Raw genomic sequence first — 18,923 nt, forward strand, 5'->3', positions numbered from 1 at the left:
TTTATTGTGCGCCGCTCAGTTGCATAATCTGCGCCTGCCACGGGGTAATATCGCCGATATTTGCCGCGACCCACTGCGGGTTGTAATAGCTTTCGAGATAACGTTCGCCACTGTCGCACAACAGGGTGACGATGGAACCCTGGCGTCCTTCATCGCGCATGCGCGTGGCCAGTTGCAGCACGCCCCACATATTGGTACCGGTGGAGGCGCCGACTTTTCTTCCAAGCTGCTTTTCCAGCCACAGGGCGGTAGCGACGCTGGCGGCATCCGGAACGCGCAGCATCTCATCGACGACGTCAGGAATAAACGATGGCTCGACGCGCGGACGGCCAATCCCTTCGATCTTGCTGCCGACCGGGCTGCGCAGGCTGGCGTCGCGGCTTTGCCAGTAATCGAGGAACACCGAATTCTGCGGGTCGACGACCATCAGTTGCGTCTCGTAACCCTGGCAGCGAATATAGCGGCCGATGGTTGCAGAAGTACCGCCGGTACCGGCGCTCATGACGATCCACGACGGCTGCGGATACGGCTCATGGGTCATCTGGCGGAAAATGCTGTCGGCGATATTGTTATTGCCGCGCCAGTCGGTAGCGCGCTCGGCGAAGGTGAACTGATCCATATAGTGGCCATTCAACTCGCGCGCCAGCATTTCAGAAGCGGCGTAGATTTCGCAGGCGTTGTCGACGAAATGACAGCGTCCGCCATAAAATTCAATCTGTTCGATTTTACGCTTCGCCGTGCAGGAGGGCATCACGGCAATAAACGGCAGGCCCAGCAGGCGAGCAAAATAGGCTTCTGAGACCGCCGTCGAACCCGAAGACGATTCGATAATCGTGGTGCCTTCTTTGATCCATCCGTTGCACAGGCCATAGAGAAACAGCGAGCGCGCCAGTCGGTGCTTGAGGCTACCGGTTGGATGCGTACTCTCATCTTTCAGATAAATAGGGATACCCGGAAAACCAGGCAACGCCAGGCGGATCAGGTGCGTATCGGCGGAACGCTGATAGTCGGCGTTAATTTCACTAATGGCATGTTTTACCCAGGCGCTGTTCATCTCGGATTCCTGTTTGTCATTTTGTGCCCAGCTTAGCGGATTGTGCGGGAAAAATTGTTGCTATTTGGCCTTTCAATTACAATTACGGGAGTAAATTATTCTCTCTGGTGGCCTTATGCTAGATAAAATTGACCGTAAGCTGCTCTCATTGCTGCAAACTGACTGCACCCTCTCTTTGCAGGCGCTGGCGGATGCCGTTAATCTGACCACCACGCCCTGCTGGAAACGGCTCAAGCGTCTTGAGGACGAAGGCATCCTGCGCGAGCGCGTGGCCATCCTGGATGCGGAAAAGCTGGGGCTCGGATTAACCGCCTTTGTGTTGATAAAAACCCAGCACCACAGCAGTGACTGGTACTGCCGTTTTGTCAGCGAAGTGGCGCAAATGGCGGAAGTGCTGGGTTTCTGGCGTATGGCCGGCGAGTACGACTACCTGCTACGTGTACAGGTCGCTGATATGAAGCGCTATGACGACTTTTATAAACGTCTGGTGAACAGCGTGCCGGGGCTGTCGGATGTCACTTCGAGTTTTGCCATGGAACAGATAAAATACACCACGGCCTTGCCTATTGATTAACGGCTTTTTGCCGCCACGAATTATACATTCAGGATTTTACCGTTTGCGATTATTTGCTCAACTTAGCTGGTACTTTCGCCGGGAGTGGCGCCGCTATCTCGGCGCCGTCGCTCTGCTTGCCGTTATTGCCGTACTCCAGCTAATCCCGCCGAAAGTAGTGGGGATTGTGGTCGATGGCGTGACTAAAGAACATTACACCGCAGAGCAGGTGTGGATGTGGATCGGCGCGCTGGTGGTTATCGCGGTGATGATTTATCTGCTGCGCTATGTCTGGCGCGTGCTGCTCTTCGGCGCCTCTTATCAGCTGGCCGTTGAACTGCGTGAAGACTTCTACCGTCAGCTCAGCCGCCAGCATCCGGCCTTTTATCTGCGTCACCGTACCGGCGATCTTATCGCCCGCGCGACTAACGATGTTGACCGGGTTGTCTTCGCCGCCGGCGAGGGCGTCCTGACGCTGGTGGATTCATTGGTGATGGGCTGTGCGGTACTGATTGTGATGTCGACGCAAATCAGCTGGCAGTTAACGCTGCTGGCGCTGGTGCCGATGCCGTTTATGGCGCTGGCGATCAAGCGTAATGGCGATGCCCTGCATGAGCGTTTCCGCGTGGCGCAGGCGGCTTTTTCCAGCCTCAACGATCGCACACAGGAAAGCCTGACCAGCATACGGATGATTAAAGCGTTCGGCCTTGAGGATCGCCAGTCGGCGCAGTTTGCCGCCGATGCGGCGGATACCGGGGCGAAGAACATGCGGGTTGCGCGTATCGATGCCCGCTTCGACCCGACAATTTATATTGCCATTGGCGCGGCCAACCTGCTGGCAATCGGCGGCGCCAGCTGGCTGGTGTTGCAGGGCGAGCTGACCCTGGGTCAGTTAACCAGTTTTGTCATGTATCTCGGCCTGATGATTTGGCCAATGCTGGCGCTGGCGTGGATGTTTAACATCGTTGAGCGCGGTAGCGCCGCCTATGGACGTATTCGTTCGATGCTGGAAGAAGCGCCGGTGGTCAACGATGGTAGCGAAACGGTGCCGGAGGGTCGCGGGGCACTTAACGTGGCGGTGCGCGAATTTATCTATCCGCAGGCGACGAAACCGTCGCTGGAGAAGGTTAACTTCACCCTGCAGCCGGGGCAAATGCTCGGTATCTGCGGCCCGACGGGAGCCGGGAAAAGCACCATACTTTCCCTTATTCAGCGCCATTTTGATGTTACCGAGGGGGATATCCGTTTCCATGATATTCCGCTGTCTCGCCTGCAGCTTGATAGCTGGCGCGGGCGGCTGGCGGTGGTGAATCAAACCCCATTCCTGTTCTCCGATACCGTGGCCAATAACATTGCCTTGGGTAAACCGGACGCGACCCGGGAACAAATCGAACATGTCGCGCGGCTGGCCAGCGTTCATGATGATATTCTGCGCCTGCCGCAGGGCTATGAAACGGAAGTCGGCGAGCGCGGCGTCATGCTCTCAGGCGGTCAGAAACAACGTATTTCTATTGCCCGAGCGCTGCTGCTGGAGGCGGAAATTCTGATCCTCGATGATGCGCTGTCGGCGGTTGATGGGCGGACGGAGCATGATATTTTGCATAACCTGCGGCAGTGGGGGGAGGGGCGGACGGTGATTATCAGCGCCCACCGCCTTTCAGCATTAACCGAAGCCAGTGAAATTTTGGTTCTGCAACACGGCCATATTGCCCAGCGCGGACGCCATGAGCAGCTTGCCGCCCAGTCTGGATGGTATCGCGACATGTACCGCTATCAGCAACTGGAAGCGGCGCTCGACGATGCGCCGCAGGATGAGGAGGCGATAGATGCGTAATTTCGCCGATCTCTGGCCGACCCTGAAACGTCTGCTGGCCTACGGTTCGCCGTGGCGTAAGCCGCTTATCATTGCCGTTATCATGATGTGGATAGCAGCGGCGGCGGAAGTCAGTGGCCCGCTGCTGATAAGCTATTTCATTGATAACATGGTGGCGAAACAGTCGCTACCGGTGAAGCTGGTCTGCGGCCTGGCGGCGGCTTATATCTTCCTGCAGATCCTTGCCGCTACGCTGCACTATAACCAGGCGCTGCTGTTTAACCGGGCGGCGGTCGGCGTGGTGCAGCAGTTGCGCAGCGATGTGATGGACGCCGCGCTGCGTCAGCCGTTAAGCGAGTTTGATACGCAACCTGTCGGCCAGTTGATATCACGCGTTACCAACGATACCGAAGTGATTCGTGACCTGTACGTGACAGTCGTGGCGACGGTGCTGCGTAGCGCGGCGCTGATTGGCGCGATGCTGGTGGCGATGTTTAGTCTCGATTGGCGAATGGCGCTGGTGGCGGTGGCTATCTTCCCGGCGGTGCTGATCGTGATGGCTATCTATCAGCGTTACAGCACGCCGATCGTGCGTCGCATGCGCGCCTGGCTTGCCGATATCAATGATGGCTTCAACGAAGTGATCAACGGCATGGGCGTTATTCAGCAATTCCGCCAGCAGGCGCGATTCGGCGAGCGAATGCGTGAAGCCAGTTACGGACACTATCTGGCGCGCATGCAGACGCTGCGTCTGGATGGTTTCCTGCTGCGACCGCTGTTAAGCCTGTTTTCATCGCTGATCCTCTGCGGCCTGCTGATGCTGTTTGGTTTTAGCGCTTCCGGAAGTATCGAAGTCGGGGTGTTATATGCCTTTATTAGCTATCTCGGGCGGCTTAACGAACCGCTGATCGAACTTACCACCCAGCAGTCGATGCTGCAGCAAGCGGTGGTGGCGGGCGAACGCGTGTTTGAGCTGATGGACCGTCCACGCCAGAGCTGGGGTAACGATAGCGCGCCGTTACGCAGCGGTGCGGTGGCGATTGATAACGTCTCTTTTGCCTATCGCGACGATCGGCTGGTGCTGCAGGATATCAATCTGGATATTCCTTCGCGCGGTTTTGTGGCGCTGGTTGGCCATACCGGTAGCGGCAAGAGCACGCTGGCCAGCCTGATGATGGGCTACTACCCGTTGACCAAAGGCGAAATTCGTCTTGATGGCCGCCCGCTGTCGTCGTTAAGCCACAGCGCTTTACGTCGGGGCGTCGCGATGGTGCAACAGGATCCGGTGGTATTAGCCGATACCTTCTATGCCAACGTGACGCTGGGCCGCGATATCAGCGAGCAGCAGGTCTGGGAAGCGCTGGAGGCGGTGCAGCTCGCTGACCTTGCCCGTGAAATGAGCGACGGGATTTATACCCAACTGGGCGAGCAGGGCAACAACCTGTCGGTGGGGCAGAAACAGCTGTTGGCGCTGGCCCGTGTGCTGGTCGAGACGCCGCAGGTGCTGATCCTCGATGAAGCGACAGCTAACATCGATTCCGGTACCGAGCAGGCTATCCAGCAGGCGCTGGCGAAAGTGCGCGAGCACACCACGCTGGTAGTTATCGCCCACCGTCTGTCGACCATCGTCGAAGCGGATACGATCCTGGTGCTGCACCGTGGCCAAGCCGTCGAGCGCGGGAACCATCAGCAATTGCTGGCGGCGAAGGGCCGTTACTGGCAGATGTACCAGCTACAGCTGGCTGGCGAAGAGCTAGCCGCCAGCGTTGAGGAGGAGTCGCTGAGCGCCTGATGCACCATCAGCAGGCATTGGTGCAGGGGTGACGTGAAGTGGTGCAACTTGCTCACTAAGGGCGCACCGTATTGGTGCATTTTTGCGCATTAGCGGTCATTTGCCGTCTCGCCAGTAACATCCTCGCGTTTTTTTCTCCATAAACGGGCCGATTCACGGCCCGTTTTCATTTTTGGCATATCCCTTGCTTTATCTCCTGTGTTAGCTGCGGCCACTATCAAATACTGACTGGAGGGGATTTATGAAGCTGGTTACCGTGGTAATCAAACCATTCAAACTGGAAGACGTTCGCGAAGCGTTGTCCTCCATCGGCATTCAGGGCCTGACGGTCACGGAAGTGAAAGGCTTCGGCCGCCAGAAAGGCCATGCCGAGCTCTATCGCGGCGCCGAATACAGCGTCAATTTCCTGCCAAAAGTAAAAATTGATATTGCGATTGCCGACGATCAGCTGGATGAGGTTGTCGAGGTGATAGGCAAGGCCGCCTGGACCGGAAAAATTGGCGACGGCAAAATTTTTGTCGCCGAACTGCAGCGCGTGATTCGTATTCGTACCGGCGAATCCGACGAAGCGGCACTGTAATTGCCTGACCACACAGCGATGGGGATGAAGAGATGATGAGAACGACGATGAAAACGGCTCTGGGAGCGCTGGCGCTGCTTCCGGGACTGGCGCTGGCGGCCGAACCGGCGGTGGCGGATAAAGCCGACAACGCCTTTATGATGATTTGCACCGCGCTGGTGCTGTTTATGACAATCCCCGGCATTGCGTTGTTCTACGGCGGCCTGATTCGCGGTAAAAACGTGCTCTCAATGCTGACTCAGGTCATTGTGACTTTTGGCCTGGTTTGCGTGCTGTGGGTTATCTATGGCTATACGCTTGCCTTCGGTAGCGGCGGTAGCTTCTTCGGCAGCTTCGACTGGGTGATGCTGAAGAATATTGAACTGAAAGCGTTGATGGGCTCGTTCTATCAATATATCCACGTCGCTTTCCAGGGCTCTTTCGCCTGTATCACCGTGGGCCTGATCGTCGGTGCGCTGGCGGAACGTATTCGTTTCTCCGCGGTACTGATTTTTGTGGTGGTTTGGCTCACGCTCTCCTACGTGCCGATTGCGCATATGGTGTGGGGCGGCGGCCTGCTGGCGACCCATGGTGCGCTGGACTTCGCCGGCGGTACCGTCGTACACATCAACGCTGCGGTAGCGGGGCTGGTGGGCGCGTATATGATGGGCAAACGCGTGGGCTTTGGCAAAGAAGCGTTTAAACCGCATAACCTGCCGATGGTCTTCACCGGTACGGCGATTCTGTATGTCGGCTGGTTCGGCTTTAACGCCGGTTCCGCAAGCGCGGCCAACGAAATTGCCGCCCTGGCCTTCGTAAATACCGTCGTGGCGACCGCTGGCGCGATTCTGGCCTGGACCTTCGGCGAATGGGCCACCCGCGGCAAACCCTCGCTGCTGGGCGCCTGCTCCGGCGCGATTGCCGGTCTGGTCGGCATTACTCCGGCGTGCGGTTATGTTGGCGTTGGCGGCTCGCTGATTATCGGTATCATCGCCGGCCTGGCCGGGCTGTGGGGCGTCACGGTGCTGAAGCGCTGGCTGCGCGTCGATGACCCATGCGATGTGTTTGGCGTTCACGGCGTGTGCGGCATCATCGGTTGTATCCTGACTGGCATCTTCGCTTCCACTACCCTTGGCGGCGTCGGCTATGCGGAAGGCGTCACGATGGGGCATCAGTTGCTGGTACAGCTGGAAAGTATCGGCATTACCGTGGTCTGGTCCGCCGTCGTCGCCTGGATCGGCTTCAAAGTGGCGGCGATGACCGTCGGCCTGCGGGTTCCGGAAGAGCAGGAGCGCGAAGGGCTGGACGTCAACAGCCACGGCGAAAACGCCTACAACGCCTGATATATTGTGCAATCTCCATAAGCGTCAAAGCCTCCCGCATGGGAGGCTTTTTCTTTGCGTGGAATTTATTTCTTACTGAAGCCAGGAATAAAGCGGTCAACATCCACTTCCATAAACTGGCTGCGCTGGAAGTGGGCTTTCATATTCCACGGGACGGTGCAGTCGAAAATGGTTTTGCAGGCAATACCGCTATCGCGAATCGATGGGCTGAAGGCCGGGTCGGATGATGGATCCAGCGGATGGCAACGTACGCCGGGAATAAACACGGTGCTGACATCGCCCTGATAGCGGGTGGTCATCGCCCACATGACGTCGTTGATGTCGAAAACGTCGACGTCTTCATCGACCAGCATTACGTGCTTTAGCTCCGAGAAGGCGGAAAACGCCAGTAGCGCGGCCTGACGCTGACGGCCCTCATCGCTGGGGGTGCGTTTCTTCACCTGCAGCACGGCGAGATATTTACCGGTGCCTGGCGAAGGACAGTGGACGTTTTGCACAAAGCCTGGAAGCGCGCGCTCTACCATTTGCAGAATGCTGGCTTCGGTCGGGATCCCGGCAAGATTGGTATGTTCATCGCTCGGCCCGATACAGGTTTGCAGAATCGGGTGACGGCGGTGGGTAATTGCTTTGACTTTGATCACCGGCACTTCCGCCTGAGCGCTACCGGTATAGCCGGGGAACTCCGGCATCGCTTTCCCGCTGTTGGTATTCTGATCTTCGCGTACCCGCACGCCCGGCAGCAGTTCACCTTCAATAACGATTTCGGCGTTGGCGATGGCGCGGGCGTTGACGCTCACGCATTCGCTGAGCTCGACGGCCTGATTACGTAGAGCGCCGGCGATGGAGAGTTCATCAAACCCGAGAGGGGTGGTCGGCGGCTCAAAGCAGGCGCCAATTTCAATCGCCGGATCCACGCCGATGCTAATCGAGATAGGCAACGCTTTCCCGGCCGCCTCGGCTTTTTGCCGGAAAGTATCGAGATGACGTCCCGGTACGAAATACATCGAGATTTCGTCTTTGCTCTGTACGCACAGGCGGTGGATGGTGACATCATGATCGCCGGTTTCCGGATCCGCGGCATAGCACATGCCGAGGGTAAAGTAGGGACCCGCGTCTTCCGGGGTGTTAGTCGGCGCAGGCAAAATTTTGAGAATATCGAAATCAGGATCGCTTGCCAGATGTACCACCTCCTGGCAGGCCGCCTGGTCGCGTGGGATGGTGATTGGCGCGATAGGATTCGCCACGGAGTCTTTGAGCATAAACGCCAGGTTTTCCGGCGTGGTGCCAAACAGGCGGGCGACGCGCTGGCGTGAACACAGCAGGCCAATAAGCACTCTGACATCATCGTAGCCTTTGACCTTATTAAAGATCATCGCCGGGCCAACACGGGTCGGGCGCTGAACGGTGCCGTGGGCGCCGACATAGCGGTACACGCCGGAGAGCTCGGCGATGGGGTCAACGGGTTCGTCGGTGTAGATCAGTTCATCATCGTACTGGCTTAATACCGCCAAAGCAGAACGCAGATCGGTTACTTTCATTTGTGGTTCAGACATCGTACTTCCTTCAGGTTTCTGGCAATGGCTATTCATTCTCACCAGATACCGATAAGAGTCCAATCACATTTTCCCTCATTTTAATAAGAGATTATTATCAGTGTTTTCGGGAGGGCGTGATGGATTATCGACAGCTACAGGCATTTACGGTTCTGGCGGAAGAGTTGCACTTTGGTCGGGCGGCGCAGCGTCTGCATATCACGCAACCGGCGCTGACGCAGCAGATTAAAAGTTTTGAGAACGCGCTGGAATTGCGGCTATTTACCCGCGATCGACGCAACGTCGCGCTGACCGCCGAAGGGCAATTTTTGCTGGCCGAGGCGCGGATGATCCTCGGCCACTGCGATAAATTTCGCGAGAATGCGCGCAGTTTGCGGCAGGGGCGCAAAGGGCAGTTGAAAATTGGCTACGTTGGCTCGGCTATTTTCGACCCGGCGTTGAGCGTGTTAATAGGAAATTATCGTCAACGTAAACCCGAAGCCGATCTGCTGATTGAAGAGCATAACGTTAACGACCTGATAACCGGGCTATTAAGCGAAACGGTCGACCTGGCGTTTATTCGCTCGCCAGGGGCGCAATATGATGAACTGGAGTCGCTGGATATTGCGACCCGGCCGCTGGTGGCGGTGGTACCTCGCCATCATCCGCTCGCCAGCCGGCGCGCTATTCCACTCGCGGCGCTGGCGGAAGAGACGTTTTTTATTCAGCAAGATCCGTGCGGCGTCGGACTGGGTTGGTCAGCCATCAGCGCCTGTCGGCAGGCGGGTTTTACGCCCCGTAAGATTCAGTACTCGCGTGATGTCTCCACGGCGATAGGCCAGGTATCGATGGGAATGGGCGTGACGTTGGTGCCCGAGACGCAAAGCGCCATGCTGGTGTCGGAGGTCAGTTATTGCCTGCTGGAAGAGACTTTTGCCGTGACGACGCTTACGCTGTGCTGGCGGCGGGAGAGTCGCAATGGGCTATTGGGTGATTTTATTGCCGGTGCGCGCGAACTGCTTGGCCGTTAAAGGTAAGCGGGCCCATTGCGGGCCCGTCGCGAATTAGTTATTGCGGTTACGCATGACGCCTTCCTGCACCGTCGAGGCGACCAGAATACCGTCCTGGGTATAGAATTCGCCGCGAACAAAGCCACGGGCGCTGGAGGCTGAAGTGCTTTCGACGCTGTATAGCAGCCATTCGTTGATGTTGAACGGGCGGTGGAACCACATTGAGTGGTCGATGGTGGCAACCTGCATACCCGGCTCAAGGAAGCCGACGCCGTGCGGCTGTAGCGCTACCGGCAGGAAATTAAAATCAGATGCGTAGCCCAGCAGCGACTGGTGGACGCGAATATCATCCGGCACTACGCCGTTGGCGCGGATCCACACCTGGCGGGTGGGTTCGGCAACGTGGCCTTTCAGCGGGTTATGGAACTCCACCGGGCGAATTTCCAGCGGTTTATCGCTGAGGAACTTCTCTTTCGCCTGCGGCGGCAGCAGATGCGCCAGTTTACGGGCGATATCGGTTTCAGAGGGCAGGCCTTCCGGTGAAGGGGCTGACGGCATTGCTTTTTGATGTTCGTAGCCCGGTTCCGGGGCCTGGAACGAGGCGGTCATGTAAAAGATGGGTTTACCGTGCTGGATAGCCGCCACCCGGCGAGCGCTGAAGCTATTGCCGTCGCGCAGCACTTCAACATCGTAAACGATGGGTTTTTGGCTATCGCCGGGACGCAGGAAGTAACTATGAAAGGAGTGAATCAGGCGTTCCTCAGGCACGGTTTCTTTGGCGGCATACAGCGCCTGACCGACCACCTGGCCGCCGAAGACCTGACGTAAGCCGAGGTCTTCGCTCTGCCCGCGAAACAGCCCTTCTTCAATTTTTTCCAGATTTAATAATGCCAGCAGATTGGTTAGAGCCTGACTCATAGTTACCCTCAATTAATGATAGCGGCGCTGACGCAGCGCGTATTGTGGGCAAGTATAACCTGGAATCTCAAGTGGTCCGATGGGTGTAATAATCTGAATAAATGCCCCTTTCCGGGAATTATTCTGAGATCTGTGCCACACTTATTCACGATACTAATGTCTTAGCCATCGTGATGGCAGGACGTACTCCTGTGACTAAAGGGATGAAAAGGAGAACATAATGAAATTTGCCTATATGTTAAGTGCTATCGCCGTTGCTGCGGCCTTATCCGCCTGTGCGAATAACCCGAACAGCAACGCCGCTCATCAGACGACGGCACCCGATCCTTACGGCATTGCCTCACTGAGCTCCTCGCAGCAACAGCCTAATGTTTCCGGGACTATCAATATTCGCCAACGCGTAGCGTTACCGCCGGATGCGGTACTGACCGTGACGTTGTCCGATGCGTCGCTTGCCGATGCGCCAGCGCGTGTATTGTCGCAAAAAGCGGTCCGTACTGAAGGTAAGCAGGCGCCGTTCAACTTTGTGCTGCCTTACAACCAGGCGGATATCAAACCGAACGCGCGGATCCTGCTGAGTTCGGCGATTACCGTAAATGGCCAGCTGATGTTTATCACCGATACCGTGCAGACCGTGGTAACCCAGGGCGGTAATCGCGCCGATCTGGTGCTGGTGCCGGTGCAGCATGCGCCAGTGCCGGTGGCTAATGATATGGCGCCGATGGCGCAATAAACGTCTCCATGCCCCTGTTCAGGGGCATTTTTTTGCCCTTAATAAACCCAGCGATAGTGTTGCAGGTCGATATGACCGCTGCCGGATACCTGGACGCCTTCCGCCAGCAGCGCCTGACGCTGGCGCTGTAGGTCAGGGCCGGTCAGCGAAATATCGCCGTGGCGATTCACCACCCGGTGCCATGGCAGCGTTGAGCCTTCCGGTAGGCGCTTTAACACGCCGCCCACCTGACGCGCCGCGCGCGGCGACCCCGCCAGCAGAGCGACATCGCCGTAGGTGGTGACATACCCTTCCGGAATTGAGGCGACTATCTGCCAGACCCGCTGGGGAAAGCTGTCGTGGGCGTCCTCCATCATCACTCCTTCACGCGAGAAAAGCTCAGAATAAGCGCTTGCCCCCATACTGTACAGCCGTCAAAGGACGGTGAATTCCAGCGCCAGCCCGAGGATCTGCATACCATGAATATTGTCATGCGGGCTGTTGGCAATCAGGCTTTCAAGAAACTTCAGCCGCTGCGATTGCGCATTGATAATCAGTTTGCCGCGCAGCGTCGGGTATTTGAGCGATGAAATGGGATAAACCACCCGGCCTTTAACCTCAACGGGCAGCTTACGCAGCTCGACGTGTTGCAATACGCCTACCGTGGAAAAGAGCAGGGCAACGGGGGTCACCGATAACAACGGCGCGGGACTGACGCTGACGAAATCCAGCAGCAGCTCGGGGCGTAGAAAATTCATGCCGTGAAAGGGTACGGTTACGCCATCAATGGCGGGCATGGGCAAGGTAGTGGTGGAGCGTGGTGATTGAGTCATGCGATTACCGTAGCGACAACACGTTGAAAAGACACAGGACGAATAAGTATGGCGGGTTGCGGTAAACTGTGCCGCGATGGGGCTCGCAATCTCTCTCATTGCTGGGACGTTCGGCCGGATAAAGGCACTATTTGCCGGGAAAACCTACGTTTTGCATAATAAACCAGCAGCTGGACGCGAGTGGCTTGCAATTCAGGAGTGCTATAGGGATAATGCGCCAGCGCGTTGGTTATCAACGCTCTCAATGGGGGCTCTGTTGGTTCTCCCGCAACGCTACTCTGTTTACCAGGTCAGGTCCGGAAGGAAGCAGCCAGAGCAGACGACGTGTGTGCCGGGATGTAGCTGGCAGGGCCCCCACCCATTTCAGGCGGTCCTGATTTAAAATCCCTTCATTTGTTGTGCTTTTATTCTCTGCTACTATTATAGGCAGCTTCACTTCATTTATTGTTTTACGTTACTAAAACGACTCTTTTTTATACCTTAATTTTGTATTGTCATAAATATGAAATAATAATGACATACTAATGTCATTTTCATGTCATATATAATGGGCAAATTATTCCCTGGAATTACCAGATATTATTAAGGATAAATAATATCTCTGGATCAAGATGTTAACTTCGTGTATTAATTATGATGATTTTATTGCACGGGAAGCGTGATCATGACCACAGTAGTTCTGAATGTGAAAATTGACGCAGAGTTAAAAGATAAACTGCGTCATTATGCGGAAGTGAATAACGAGAATTTAGGCACGGCAACGGAAAAGCTGCTGCAATTGGCGCTGGCGGCCATTGATTCAGCAGACGAGGCGGGGGTTTCGCATGAGGATATTGATAACCAGCATACCGAAGAGGAAGCGTCGCCGTTAACCCCTAAAGAAATCAAAGCATTACGTAAACTTCTGAAGAAGAAAAGATGAAACAACAATTCTCTACAGCCAGCAGTTACAGTGAAGCCTGTGATCTGCTTCGTTCCGGGTACGTTAAGCACGTGCGCCTGAACTGGAATATCGGTAGTGATGAGTTTTTTCGCATTGCTTCCGACTGGTGTGAAACCGGCGCAAAAATTAAAAAAGATGACGATGGCTTTATTATTTCGCTAAAAGGTTTTCCTATTCCGCGCCAGCATTAATGAAATGACTACGCTGTTGTCATCGTAATGACATGCGGCGTGGGCAAGATGGCACTGCAATTTTATAAAACATCTCATATTCATCATGGATGGTGGTTTTTGACGGGCTGATACCAGCCCGTCGATATTTTATTATATTATTTTACGCATTCGCGTCATTTCTTTCTGTTGCGTAAGGGTCTGCCACAGCGGTTGTAAAATGCTGAAGGCGTTGCGCAATTCCGTATCCGGCAGGGTGAAAGGCAAACGTAAATAACGATCGAAGGCCCCCTCCAGGCCGAAACGCGTACCGGTACCGATATGAATGCCGGCATTCTCAGCGCGCACCGAAAACTGCGTTGCCAACATCTTCGGCAGCTCCACCCAAAACGATAGCCCGCCCTCGGGGACGCAAAAGCGCCAGCGGGGAAAATATTCCGCCATCAACGCAGCGCACATATCACGACGCGCGGCCAGCATTGCCCGCCGCGGCGGCAACAGTGTTTGTTCGTTCTCCAGTAGCCAACAACAAGCCAGCTGCTCCAGCAGCGGCGAACCGAGATCGAGTGTATCCCGCGCCTGGATGAGCGAGGCAATCGTCCGCGCCGGGGCGCGGATCCAGCCAATTCGCAGTCCTCCCCAGAACGTTTTACCCGCTGAACCAATAGTGATTATCGGTGCTTCAGGGTTGAAAGCCGCCAGCGGCGGCGGCGGCGGGGCGTTGTACCATAAATCGACCATCGTTTCGTCGGCGACCAGCGTCGTTCGCGTGCTGGCGGCCAGATCGGCGACGCGCTGCCGGGTCTCGCTATCCATGCAGCGACCGGTGGGATTATGAAAATCCGGCATCATAAAGGCCAGCCGCGGCGAAGTTTGGGCAATGGTCGCCGCCAGGCCGTCGCAGTCCCAGCCCTTTTCCGGTAAAGAGACGCCTACTGGCCGGCAGGAGGCGCCGCGAATAGCGTTAATCGCCATCGGGTAAGAGGGCGCGTCAACCACCACCCGATCGCCTGGCCCGGTTAACAGACGCAGTACCAAAGCAAATCCGCTCAGCGCGCCATTCACAATCATCACTTCATCCGCCTGTGTCGGCAGGCCGCGTTCGCTATAGCGGCGGGCAATGATTGCGCGCAAATCGACTAACCCCTGCTGATCGTACCCGGTATAGGACAAATACTGCGGCATCAGCGTCAGCGCGTGGCTGTAGGCTTGATGAATCTCCGGTCCGGCGCTGAGGGCGGCGGTGGCGAGATTGACCGATGGCGCTGAAAGCGTCTGCTCTCCGGGGAGCAGAGGGCCGGCAGGTAGCGCAATGCGTGAACCACTTCCCTGGCGACTTTGCAGATAGCCTTCTTCTCGCAATAACCCCAGCGCGCTGGCGATAGTGGTGCGGCTAACATTTAGCGCCGTCGCCAGTTCTCGCTCGCCGGGCAGACGGGTCTCCAGCGCCAGCCGTCCATCGAGGATCAACAGACGCAGCGCTTCCGCCAGCTGCCGCCACAGCGGCGCGCGCGAGGAAGGGGATTGCCAGTTGCCGAGCAGGCGTACCAGCGATTGTGTTCCAAAACGACGTACTGACATAGCGATCCACTTTTAAAAAACTGGCCATTAATTATCAATCCATTTTTGCTGATGATGGGGTTGTTCGCAATACATACTGAGGTGTTTATGGTCCGTCGTTTGCTACAACTTTATATTGGTCTGGTGCTCTATGGCGTGTCGACGGCGTTATTCGTCCATGCCAACCTCGGGGCCGATCCGTGGGATGTGTTTCATCTGGGGGTGGCGAAACAACTTAATATCAGTTTCGGTACGGTGATTATTGCGACCGGCGCCGCGGTGCTGCTGCTGTGGATCCCGCTGCGTCAGATGCCGGGTCTCGGCACCATTAGCAATGTCATCGTGCTTGGCCTTGCGGCCGATGCCACGCTCGCGGTACTTCCGCCGCTGGAATCGCTGCCCGCGCGTAGTCTGCTACTCGCCGGCGCGGTGGTGATGAATGCGATAGCAACCGGGATGTATATCGGCGCCGGTTTTGGTCCCGGGCCGCGTGATGGCTTGATGACCGGATTGCATGCGCGAACCGGCTGGTCTTTGCGTGGTATCCGTACCGCTATCGAAGTCTCGGTACTGCTGATTGGCTGGCTGCTGGGCGGCAAAGTCGGGGTTGGCACCGTGGTTTACGCCTTTGCTATCGGCCCGCTGATCCAGCTGTTTTTACCCTGGTTCCGTCAACCGCGAGCAGTCAGTACGGCGGCGAAAAGCCGGGGGCTGGCGTCCTGAAATCGCCGTTCGCGATAGCAGCGACTAAACTTATCACTCAGACGCCGACGGATATGCCGCCGGCGCTGTTCACTTCGGAGACTCACTCATGAAGTATGTTGATGGTTTTGTCGTTGCCGTCCCTGCGGAAAATAAGGAGGCATACCGCGAACTGGCAGCAAAATCGGCGCCGCTGTTTAAAGAGTTTGGCGCCACGCGCGTCGTGGAGTGTTGGTCGGATGATGTCCCGGAAGGAAAGCTGACGGATTTCCGCATGTCGGTTAAAGCGCAGGCGGATGAGGAAGTGGTTTTCAGTTGGATCGAGTACCCGTCTAAGAAGATCAGGGATGCGGCCAATGCGAAAATGATGAGCGACCCGCGGATCAAAGCGCTTAGCGATAGCTTGCCCTTTGATGGCAAGCGCATGATCTTCGGCGGGTTTGTGCCGATTCTTGACGAGTAAATCCGGCGGCGCGACTGGTTGCCAGCGCGCCGCACATGGTATTAATGCGTTTTAATATTATGTTCCGCCCACTGAATAAATTCCTCTTTCGGTAGCGCCTTACAGTACAGCCAGCCTTGCGCGTAATTGACGCCATGCGCGCGCAGCCAGTCGCGCTGAGCGGGCGTTTCCACTCCTTCGGCGACAATCGCCAGATTCAGCGCCTTCGCCATCTCAATGATATGCGGCGTCAGCGGCTTATATTCCAGGGTATCGACAAATGACTTGTCGATCTTCAGCGTATCGACATCCAGCGTTTGCAGGTAGCTGAGGCTTGAATAGCCGGTGCCGAAATCATCGATCGAGATCCGGTGTCCCGCCTGGCGATAGCCAATAATCACCGGCAGAGTGGTTTGCGGATCGACAAAGCCGCGTTCGGTAAGCTCAAGGGAGAGCTGTTCCGCATTGATTCCCCAGCGCGCCAGTTGTTCCTTGAGTAGTGTTGGCAACGTAGGCGAGCGCAGGTCATCCACCGACAGATTAATAGAGATGTGCATCTGCAGATGATGGCGCAGCCAGGGGCCGAGGTCGGCAAAGATTTTACGCACGATATCCTCGGTCAACCGGGTGATCAGCCCGGTTTGCTCGGCCAGCGGGATAAAAATATCCGGCGATAAAAAAGTGCCATCCGGCTGCTGCCAGCGGGCCAGCGCTTCGGCGCCGGCGATTTTGCCATCCTCCAGCGAGACGATCGGCTGATAGTAAACCTGGATGGCATCGGATTGCAGCGCATCCAACATGCCATAACGCGGCGAGCGTAATCTGCGCAGCAGGCGTAGAAGTAAAAAAGAGGTCAACAGGCTGGTAAAGAGCCCTATCGGCAGCCATAGCAGCAATTGCTGGCGAAGGCGCGCATCCAGTGGCTGCGTGGACGACCAACTGGCGACGCCAAGACCCAGTTCAGGGATGATATGCACGCGATAGACGGTGTCATTCAGCGTTAGCGTCTCGCTATGGAGGTTTTTAATTCGCGTCCAAACCGCGGGATCGAGCGGCTGGCTGCTGATCACTACCTGATCGTGCTCGGTGCCGAATAATATCGTATGGATCTTTTCCTGACCGGTGGCGATGACATCAATAAACGACACCGGGTCGATCATCACAATATGATTTTTGTTGCCAAAGGCGGTCATGCGATGTTGCAGGCCGAGGTCGTTGATTGAGGTAAGCCAGGTGCTGTAACCGTCGGCGGTGACGTGGTCTGGCTGCGGAAACGTCACCGAGACCTGGTGATCCTCAAGCGATGAGCACATCGGCACCGAATTACGCAACCAGAGTACTTCCTGCACATAGCGATGGGTGTAGGCAATACGGCGCATATTCAGCAAATGTTCTGGTGAACAGGCACTGGCGCTGTGCGCATCGGCTTCTTGTAATGCTTCTTTGGCCTGAGCGGCGACTTGTTCTACGCGCATGACAATGCGTTTTGAGTAGTGGTCGAGCTCGCTATAAAACTGCGCCTGCGCCTGGCGCATTGCCAGCCAGATACTTAAGGCGATGGGTAGCACGATGGCGAGAATAAGCACCCCTGTAACCAGACTCATTAAATGGCGAGTCGTCATGGGTATGTCCTTATTTTACGGGGAATTGCTCTGAGTATACGCGAAAGCGACGAAAAGACCCGGGTCGCGAATATTGTGATTCGGGAGAAGGGGGCAAATGATCGCCCTCTGAGCCACCGCGTGGTTCCCGCTGAAACCGTAAATTTCCTGTGGTTGATCTTTGGCAGTCAACGGTGTACTTTTATTGTTATGTTATAACATATAAATTGAGGTTTGCCATGAAAGCTAATATTCATCCGCACTACCGTACCGTCGTTTTTCACGATACGAGCGTAAACGAGTACTTCAAAGTGGGATCCACTATTAAAACCGAGCGTGAGATTGAACTGGATGGCGTAACCTATCCGTATGTCACCTTAGATGTTTCGTCTAAATCCCATCCGTATTACACCGGTAAGCAGAAAACACATGCTACCGAAGGCAGCGCCGCTCGTTTCCGCCAGCGCTTCGGTGGTTTTATTGATGCGAAAAGGAGCTAAACATGCAGGTACTGAACTCATTGCGTAGCGCTAAACAGCGCCACCCGGATTGCCAGATAGTGAAACGCAAAGGGCGGCTGTATGTTATCTGCAAAAGTAACCCGCGCTTTAAGGCGGTGCAGGGACGTAAAAAACGCCGTTAATTCGTTGGTTTGCGAAAGCTTTCCAGCGTGCGGTATTGCTGGCCGTTGGCATCAAAATTACCGGCGGCCAGCCACTGGCGCATTGCGCTATCTATCTGTGGCCACTCGCTATCGATAATGGAAAACCAGTCGGTATCGCGATTGTGGCCTTTTATCACCAGCGCTTGTCGAAAGCGCCCCTCGAACTGGAAACCTAAGCGCAGCGCCGCGCGCCGCGACGGTTCATTCAGGCTATTGCATTTCCACTCATAGCGGCGGTAGCCGAGCGACTCAAAGACATAACGCATCAGCAGCCACTGTGCCTCGGTGGCCATTGCTTTGCGGCTCAGCAGCGGCGAAAAGTGAACATGGCCGACTTCAACGACGCCGTTTTTGCCGTCAATACGCATCAGCGCTAACGATCCGACCGGCTGCCCACTGCGTTCATCAATAACCGCGAAGTGAAGCGGATCGTTTAGCTCGCTGATGCTGGCAATCCAGGCGCTGAACTCGGTAACGCTGTTTTCCGGTTCACGCAAAAGCCACGTCCAGGCGCGGGTATCAGGCGCCTGTCGATAGGCGTTGAACAGCGCTTGCGCGTGTTTGACGTCAAGCGGTTCCAGGCGGCATAACTGTCCTTGCAAGGTCTGGCGCTGCGGCCAGGGGCGTGGCTGCCAGTCAGGTAAAGCGTCGCCAACGAGTTGGTTGAATTGGTTGTATTGCGTCATCGGTCAAGTCCTGTTTGCGGGAAGAGTCCTGAGATT

21 protein-coding genes and 1 other RNA gene are annotated in these 18,923 nt (G+C 56.0%); 14 read left to right on the plus strand and 8 right to left on the minus strand.

From position 1 onward, the window contains the following. Position 1: 1 nt before the first annotated feature. Positions 2 to 1,054 carry a PLP-dependent cysteine synthase family protein gene (locus tag ABLV08_RS04510; protein ID WP_032706970.1) on the minus strand — a complete coding sequence of 351 codons (1,053 nt, stop codon included), beginning with the start codon at positions 1,052 to 1,054 and terminating at the stop codon, positions 2 to 4. A gap of 115 nt (positions 1,055 to 1,169) precedes the next feature. Here ABLV08_RS04510 and ABLV08_RS04515 point away from each other — a divergent pair, with 115 nt between their 5' ends. From ABLV08_RS04515 to amtB, 5 genes are all read left to right on the plus strand, one after another. Then, positions 1,170 to 1,628, plus strand: coding sequence for an Lrp/AsnC family transcriptional regulator (locus tag ABLV08_RS04515; protein ID WP_063411050.1), 459 nt, complete (start codon positions 1,170 to 1,172; stop codon positions 1,626 to 1,628). A 43-nt stretch (positions 1,629 to 1,671) separates the two neighbouring features. Next, positions 1,672 to 3,441, plus strand: coding sequence for a SmdA family multidrug ABC transporter permease/ATP-binding protein (locus ABLV08_RS04520; RefSeq protein WP_348855607.1), 1,770 nt, complete (start codon positions 1,672 to 1,674; stop codon positions 3,439 to 3,441). After that, positions 3,434 to 5,212, plus strand: coding sequence for a SmdB family multidrug efflux ABC transporter permease/ATP-binding protein (locus ABLV08_RS04525; RefSeq protein ID WP_047038868.1), 1,779 nt, complete (start codon positions 3,434 to 3,436; stop codon positions 5,210 to 5,212). The genes ABLV08_RS04520 and ABLV08_RS04525 overlap by 8 nt, the downstream gene beginning before the upstream one ends. Before the next feature lie 241 nt (positions 5,213 to 5,453). Next, complete coding sequence (gene glnK, locus ABLV08_RS04530) at positions 5,454 to 5,792, plus strand: P-II family nitrogen regulator (protein WP_015367937.1); 339 nt, start codon at positions 5,454 to 5,456, stop codon at positions 5,790 to 5,792. A gap of 32 nt (positions 5,793 to 5,824) precedes the next feature. After that, the gene (gene amtB, locus ABLV08_RS04535) at positions 5,825 to 7,114 is read left to right on the plus strand and encodes an ammonium transporter AmtB (RefSeq protein ID WP_020079462.1); all 1,290 of its coding nucleotides are present in this window, start codon (positions 5,825 to 5,827) and stop codon (positions 7,112 to 7,114) included. A 65-nt stretch (positions 7,115 to 7,179) separates the two neighbouring features. Here amtB and ABLV08_RS04540 read toward each other — a convergent pair whose 3' ends face one another. Beyond that, complete coding sequence (locus ABLV08_RS04540; protein ID WP_015367935.1) at positions 7,180 to 8,667, minus strand: UbiD family decarboxylase; 1,488 nt, start codon at positions 8,665 to 8,667, stop codon at positions 7,180 to 7,182. Positions 8,668 to 8,786: 119 nt separating this feature from the next. Between ABLV08_RS04540 and ABLV08_RS04545 the strand changes: the two genes are divergently transcribed. Next, a complete protein-coding gene (locus ABLV08_RS04545) occupies positions 8,787 to 9,677 on the plus strand; it encodes a LysR substrate-binding domain-containing protein (RefSeq protein ID WP_015704602.1) in 891 nt (296 codons plus the stop codon). 33 nt (positions 9,678 to 9,710) lie between these two features. On the opposite strand, the gene tesB is transcribed toward ABLV08_RS04545, so the two are convergent. Further along, positions 9,711 to 10,574 carry an acyl-CoA thioesterase II gene (gene tesB / locus ABLV08_RS04550; RefSeq protein WP_045366568.1) on the minus strand — a complete coding sequence of 288 codons (864 nt, stop codon included), beginning with the start codon at positions 10,572 to 10,574 and terminating at the stop codon, positions 9,711 to 9,713. A gap of 220 nt (positions 10,575 to 10,794) precedes the next feature. Between tesB and ABLV08_RS04555 the strand changes: the two genes are divergently transcribed. After that, complete coding sequence (locus ABLV08_RS04555; protein WP_015367932.1) at positions 10,795 to 11,307, plus strand: YbaY family lipoprotein; 513 nt, start codon at positions 10,795 to 10,797, stop codon at positions 11,305 to 11,307. Between the two features lie 38 nt (positions 11,308 to 11,345). Here the strand turns inward: ABLV08_RS04555 and ABLV08_RS04560 are convergent, their stop codons facing one another. Further along, on the minus strand, positions 11,346 to 11,663 hold the full coding sequence (locus ABLV08_RS04560) for an MGMT family protein (RefSeq protein ID WP_285812764.1): 318 nt from the start codon (positions 11,661 to 11,663) through the stop codon (positions 11,346 to 11,348). A gap of 57 nt (positions 11,664 to 11,720) precedes the next feature. Beyond that, positions 11,721 to 12,119 (minus strand): hypothetical protein, encoded by a 399-nt coding sequence (locus tag ABLV08_RS04565; RefSeq protein ID WP_032707556.1) that lies wholly within the window; start codon positions 12,117 to 12,119, stop codon positions 11,721 to 11,723. 254 nt (positions 12,120 to 12,373) lie between these two features. On the opposite strand from ABLV08_RS04565, the gene ffs reads away from it, so the two are divergent. From ffs to ABLV08_RS04580, 3 genes are all read left to right on the plus strand, one after another. After that, positions 12,374 to 12,470: signal recognition particle sRNA small type (gene ffs, locus ABLV08_RS04570), an RNA gene on the plus strand. 313 nt (positions 12,471 to 12,783) lie between these two features. Beyond that, positions 12,784 to 13,041, plus strand: a complete 258-nt coding sequence (locus tag ABLV08_RS04575) for a hypothetical protein (protein ID WP_015367929.1) — start codon at positions 12,784 to 12,786, stop codon at positions 13,039 to 13,041. Beyond that, on the plus strand, positions 13,038 to 13,253 hold the full coding sequence (locus ABLV08_RS04580; protein WP_015367928.1) for a hypothetical protein: 216 nt from the start codon (positions 13,038 to 13,040) through the stop codon (positions 13,251 to 13,253). The genes ABLV08_RS04575 and ABLV08_RS04580 overlap by 4 nt, the downstream gene beginning before the upstream one ends. Before the next feature lie 132 nt (positions 13,254 to 13,385). Here the strand turns inward: ABLV08_RS04580 and ABLV08_RS04585 are convergent, their stop codons facing one another. Beyond that, a complete protein-coding gene (locus tag ABLV08_RS04585; protein WP_063411049.1) occupies positions 13,386 to 14,813 on the minus strand; it encodes a PLP-dependent aminotransferase family protein in 1,428 nt (475 codons plus the stop codon). A gap of 87 nt (positions 14,814 to 14,900) precedes the next feature. Here ABLV08_RS04585 and ABLV08_RS04590 point away from each other — a divergent pair, with 87 nt between their 5' ends. Further along, positions 14,901 to 15,515 carry a membrane protein gene (locus tag ABLV08_RS04590; RefSeq protein WP_015367926.1) on the plus strand — a complete coding sequence of 205 codons (615 nt, stop codon included), beginning with the start codon at positions 14,901 to 14,903 and terminating at the stop codon, positions 15,513 to 15,515. Between the two features lie 88 nt (positions 15,516 to 15,603). Continuing rightward, entirely contained in the window at positions 15,604 to 15,957 is a 354-nt protein-coding gene (locus tag ABLV08_RS04595) for a DUF1428 family protein (RefSeq protein ID WP_045388534.1), read from the plus strand. Positions 15,958 to 15,998: 41 nt separating this feature from the next. Here the strand turns inward: ABLV08_RS04595 and ABLV08_RS04600 are convergent, their stop codons facing one another. Then, complete coding sequence (locus ABLV08_RS04600; RefSeq protein WP_348855608.1) at positions 15,999 to 17,558, minus strand: EAL domain-containing protein; 1,560 nt, start codon at positions 17,556 to 17,558, stop codon at positions 15,999 to 16,001. Positions 17,559 to 17,776: 218 nt separating this feature from the next. On the opposite strand from ABLV08_RS04600, the gene ABLV08_RS04605 reads away from it, so the two are divergent. Further along, complete coding sequence (locus ABLV08_RS04605; RefSeq protein ID WP_015367923.1) at positions 17,777 to 18,037, plus strand: type B 50S ribosomal protein L31; 261 nt, start codon at positions 17,777 to 17,779, stop codon at positions 18,035 to 18,037. A 2-nt stretch (positions 18,038 to 18,039) separates the two neighbouring features. Beyond that, entirely contained in the window at positions 18,040 to 18,180 is a 141-nt protein-coding gene (gene ykgO / locus ABLV08_RS04610) for a type B 50S ribosomal protein L36 (protein WP_003859006.1), read from the plus strand. On the opposite strand, the gene ABLV08_RS04615 is transcribed toward ykgO, so the two are convergent. After that, on the minus strand, positions 18,177 to 18,887 hold the full coding sequence (locus ABLV08_RS04615) for a GNAT family protein (RefSeq protein ID WP_015704607.1): 711 nt from the start codon (positions 18,885 to 18,887) through the stop codon (positions 18,177 to 18,179). The genes ykgO and ABLV08_RS04615 overlap by 4 nt on opposite strands. Between the last annotated feature and the right edge of the window lie 36 nt (positions 18,888 to 18,923).

The organism is Klebsiella sp. CN_Kp088 (assembly GCF_040064335.1).
GTDB lineage: Bacteria > Pseudomonadota > Gammaproteobacteria > Enterobacterales > Enterobacteriaceae > Klebsiella > Klebsiella aerogenes.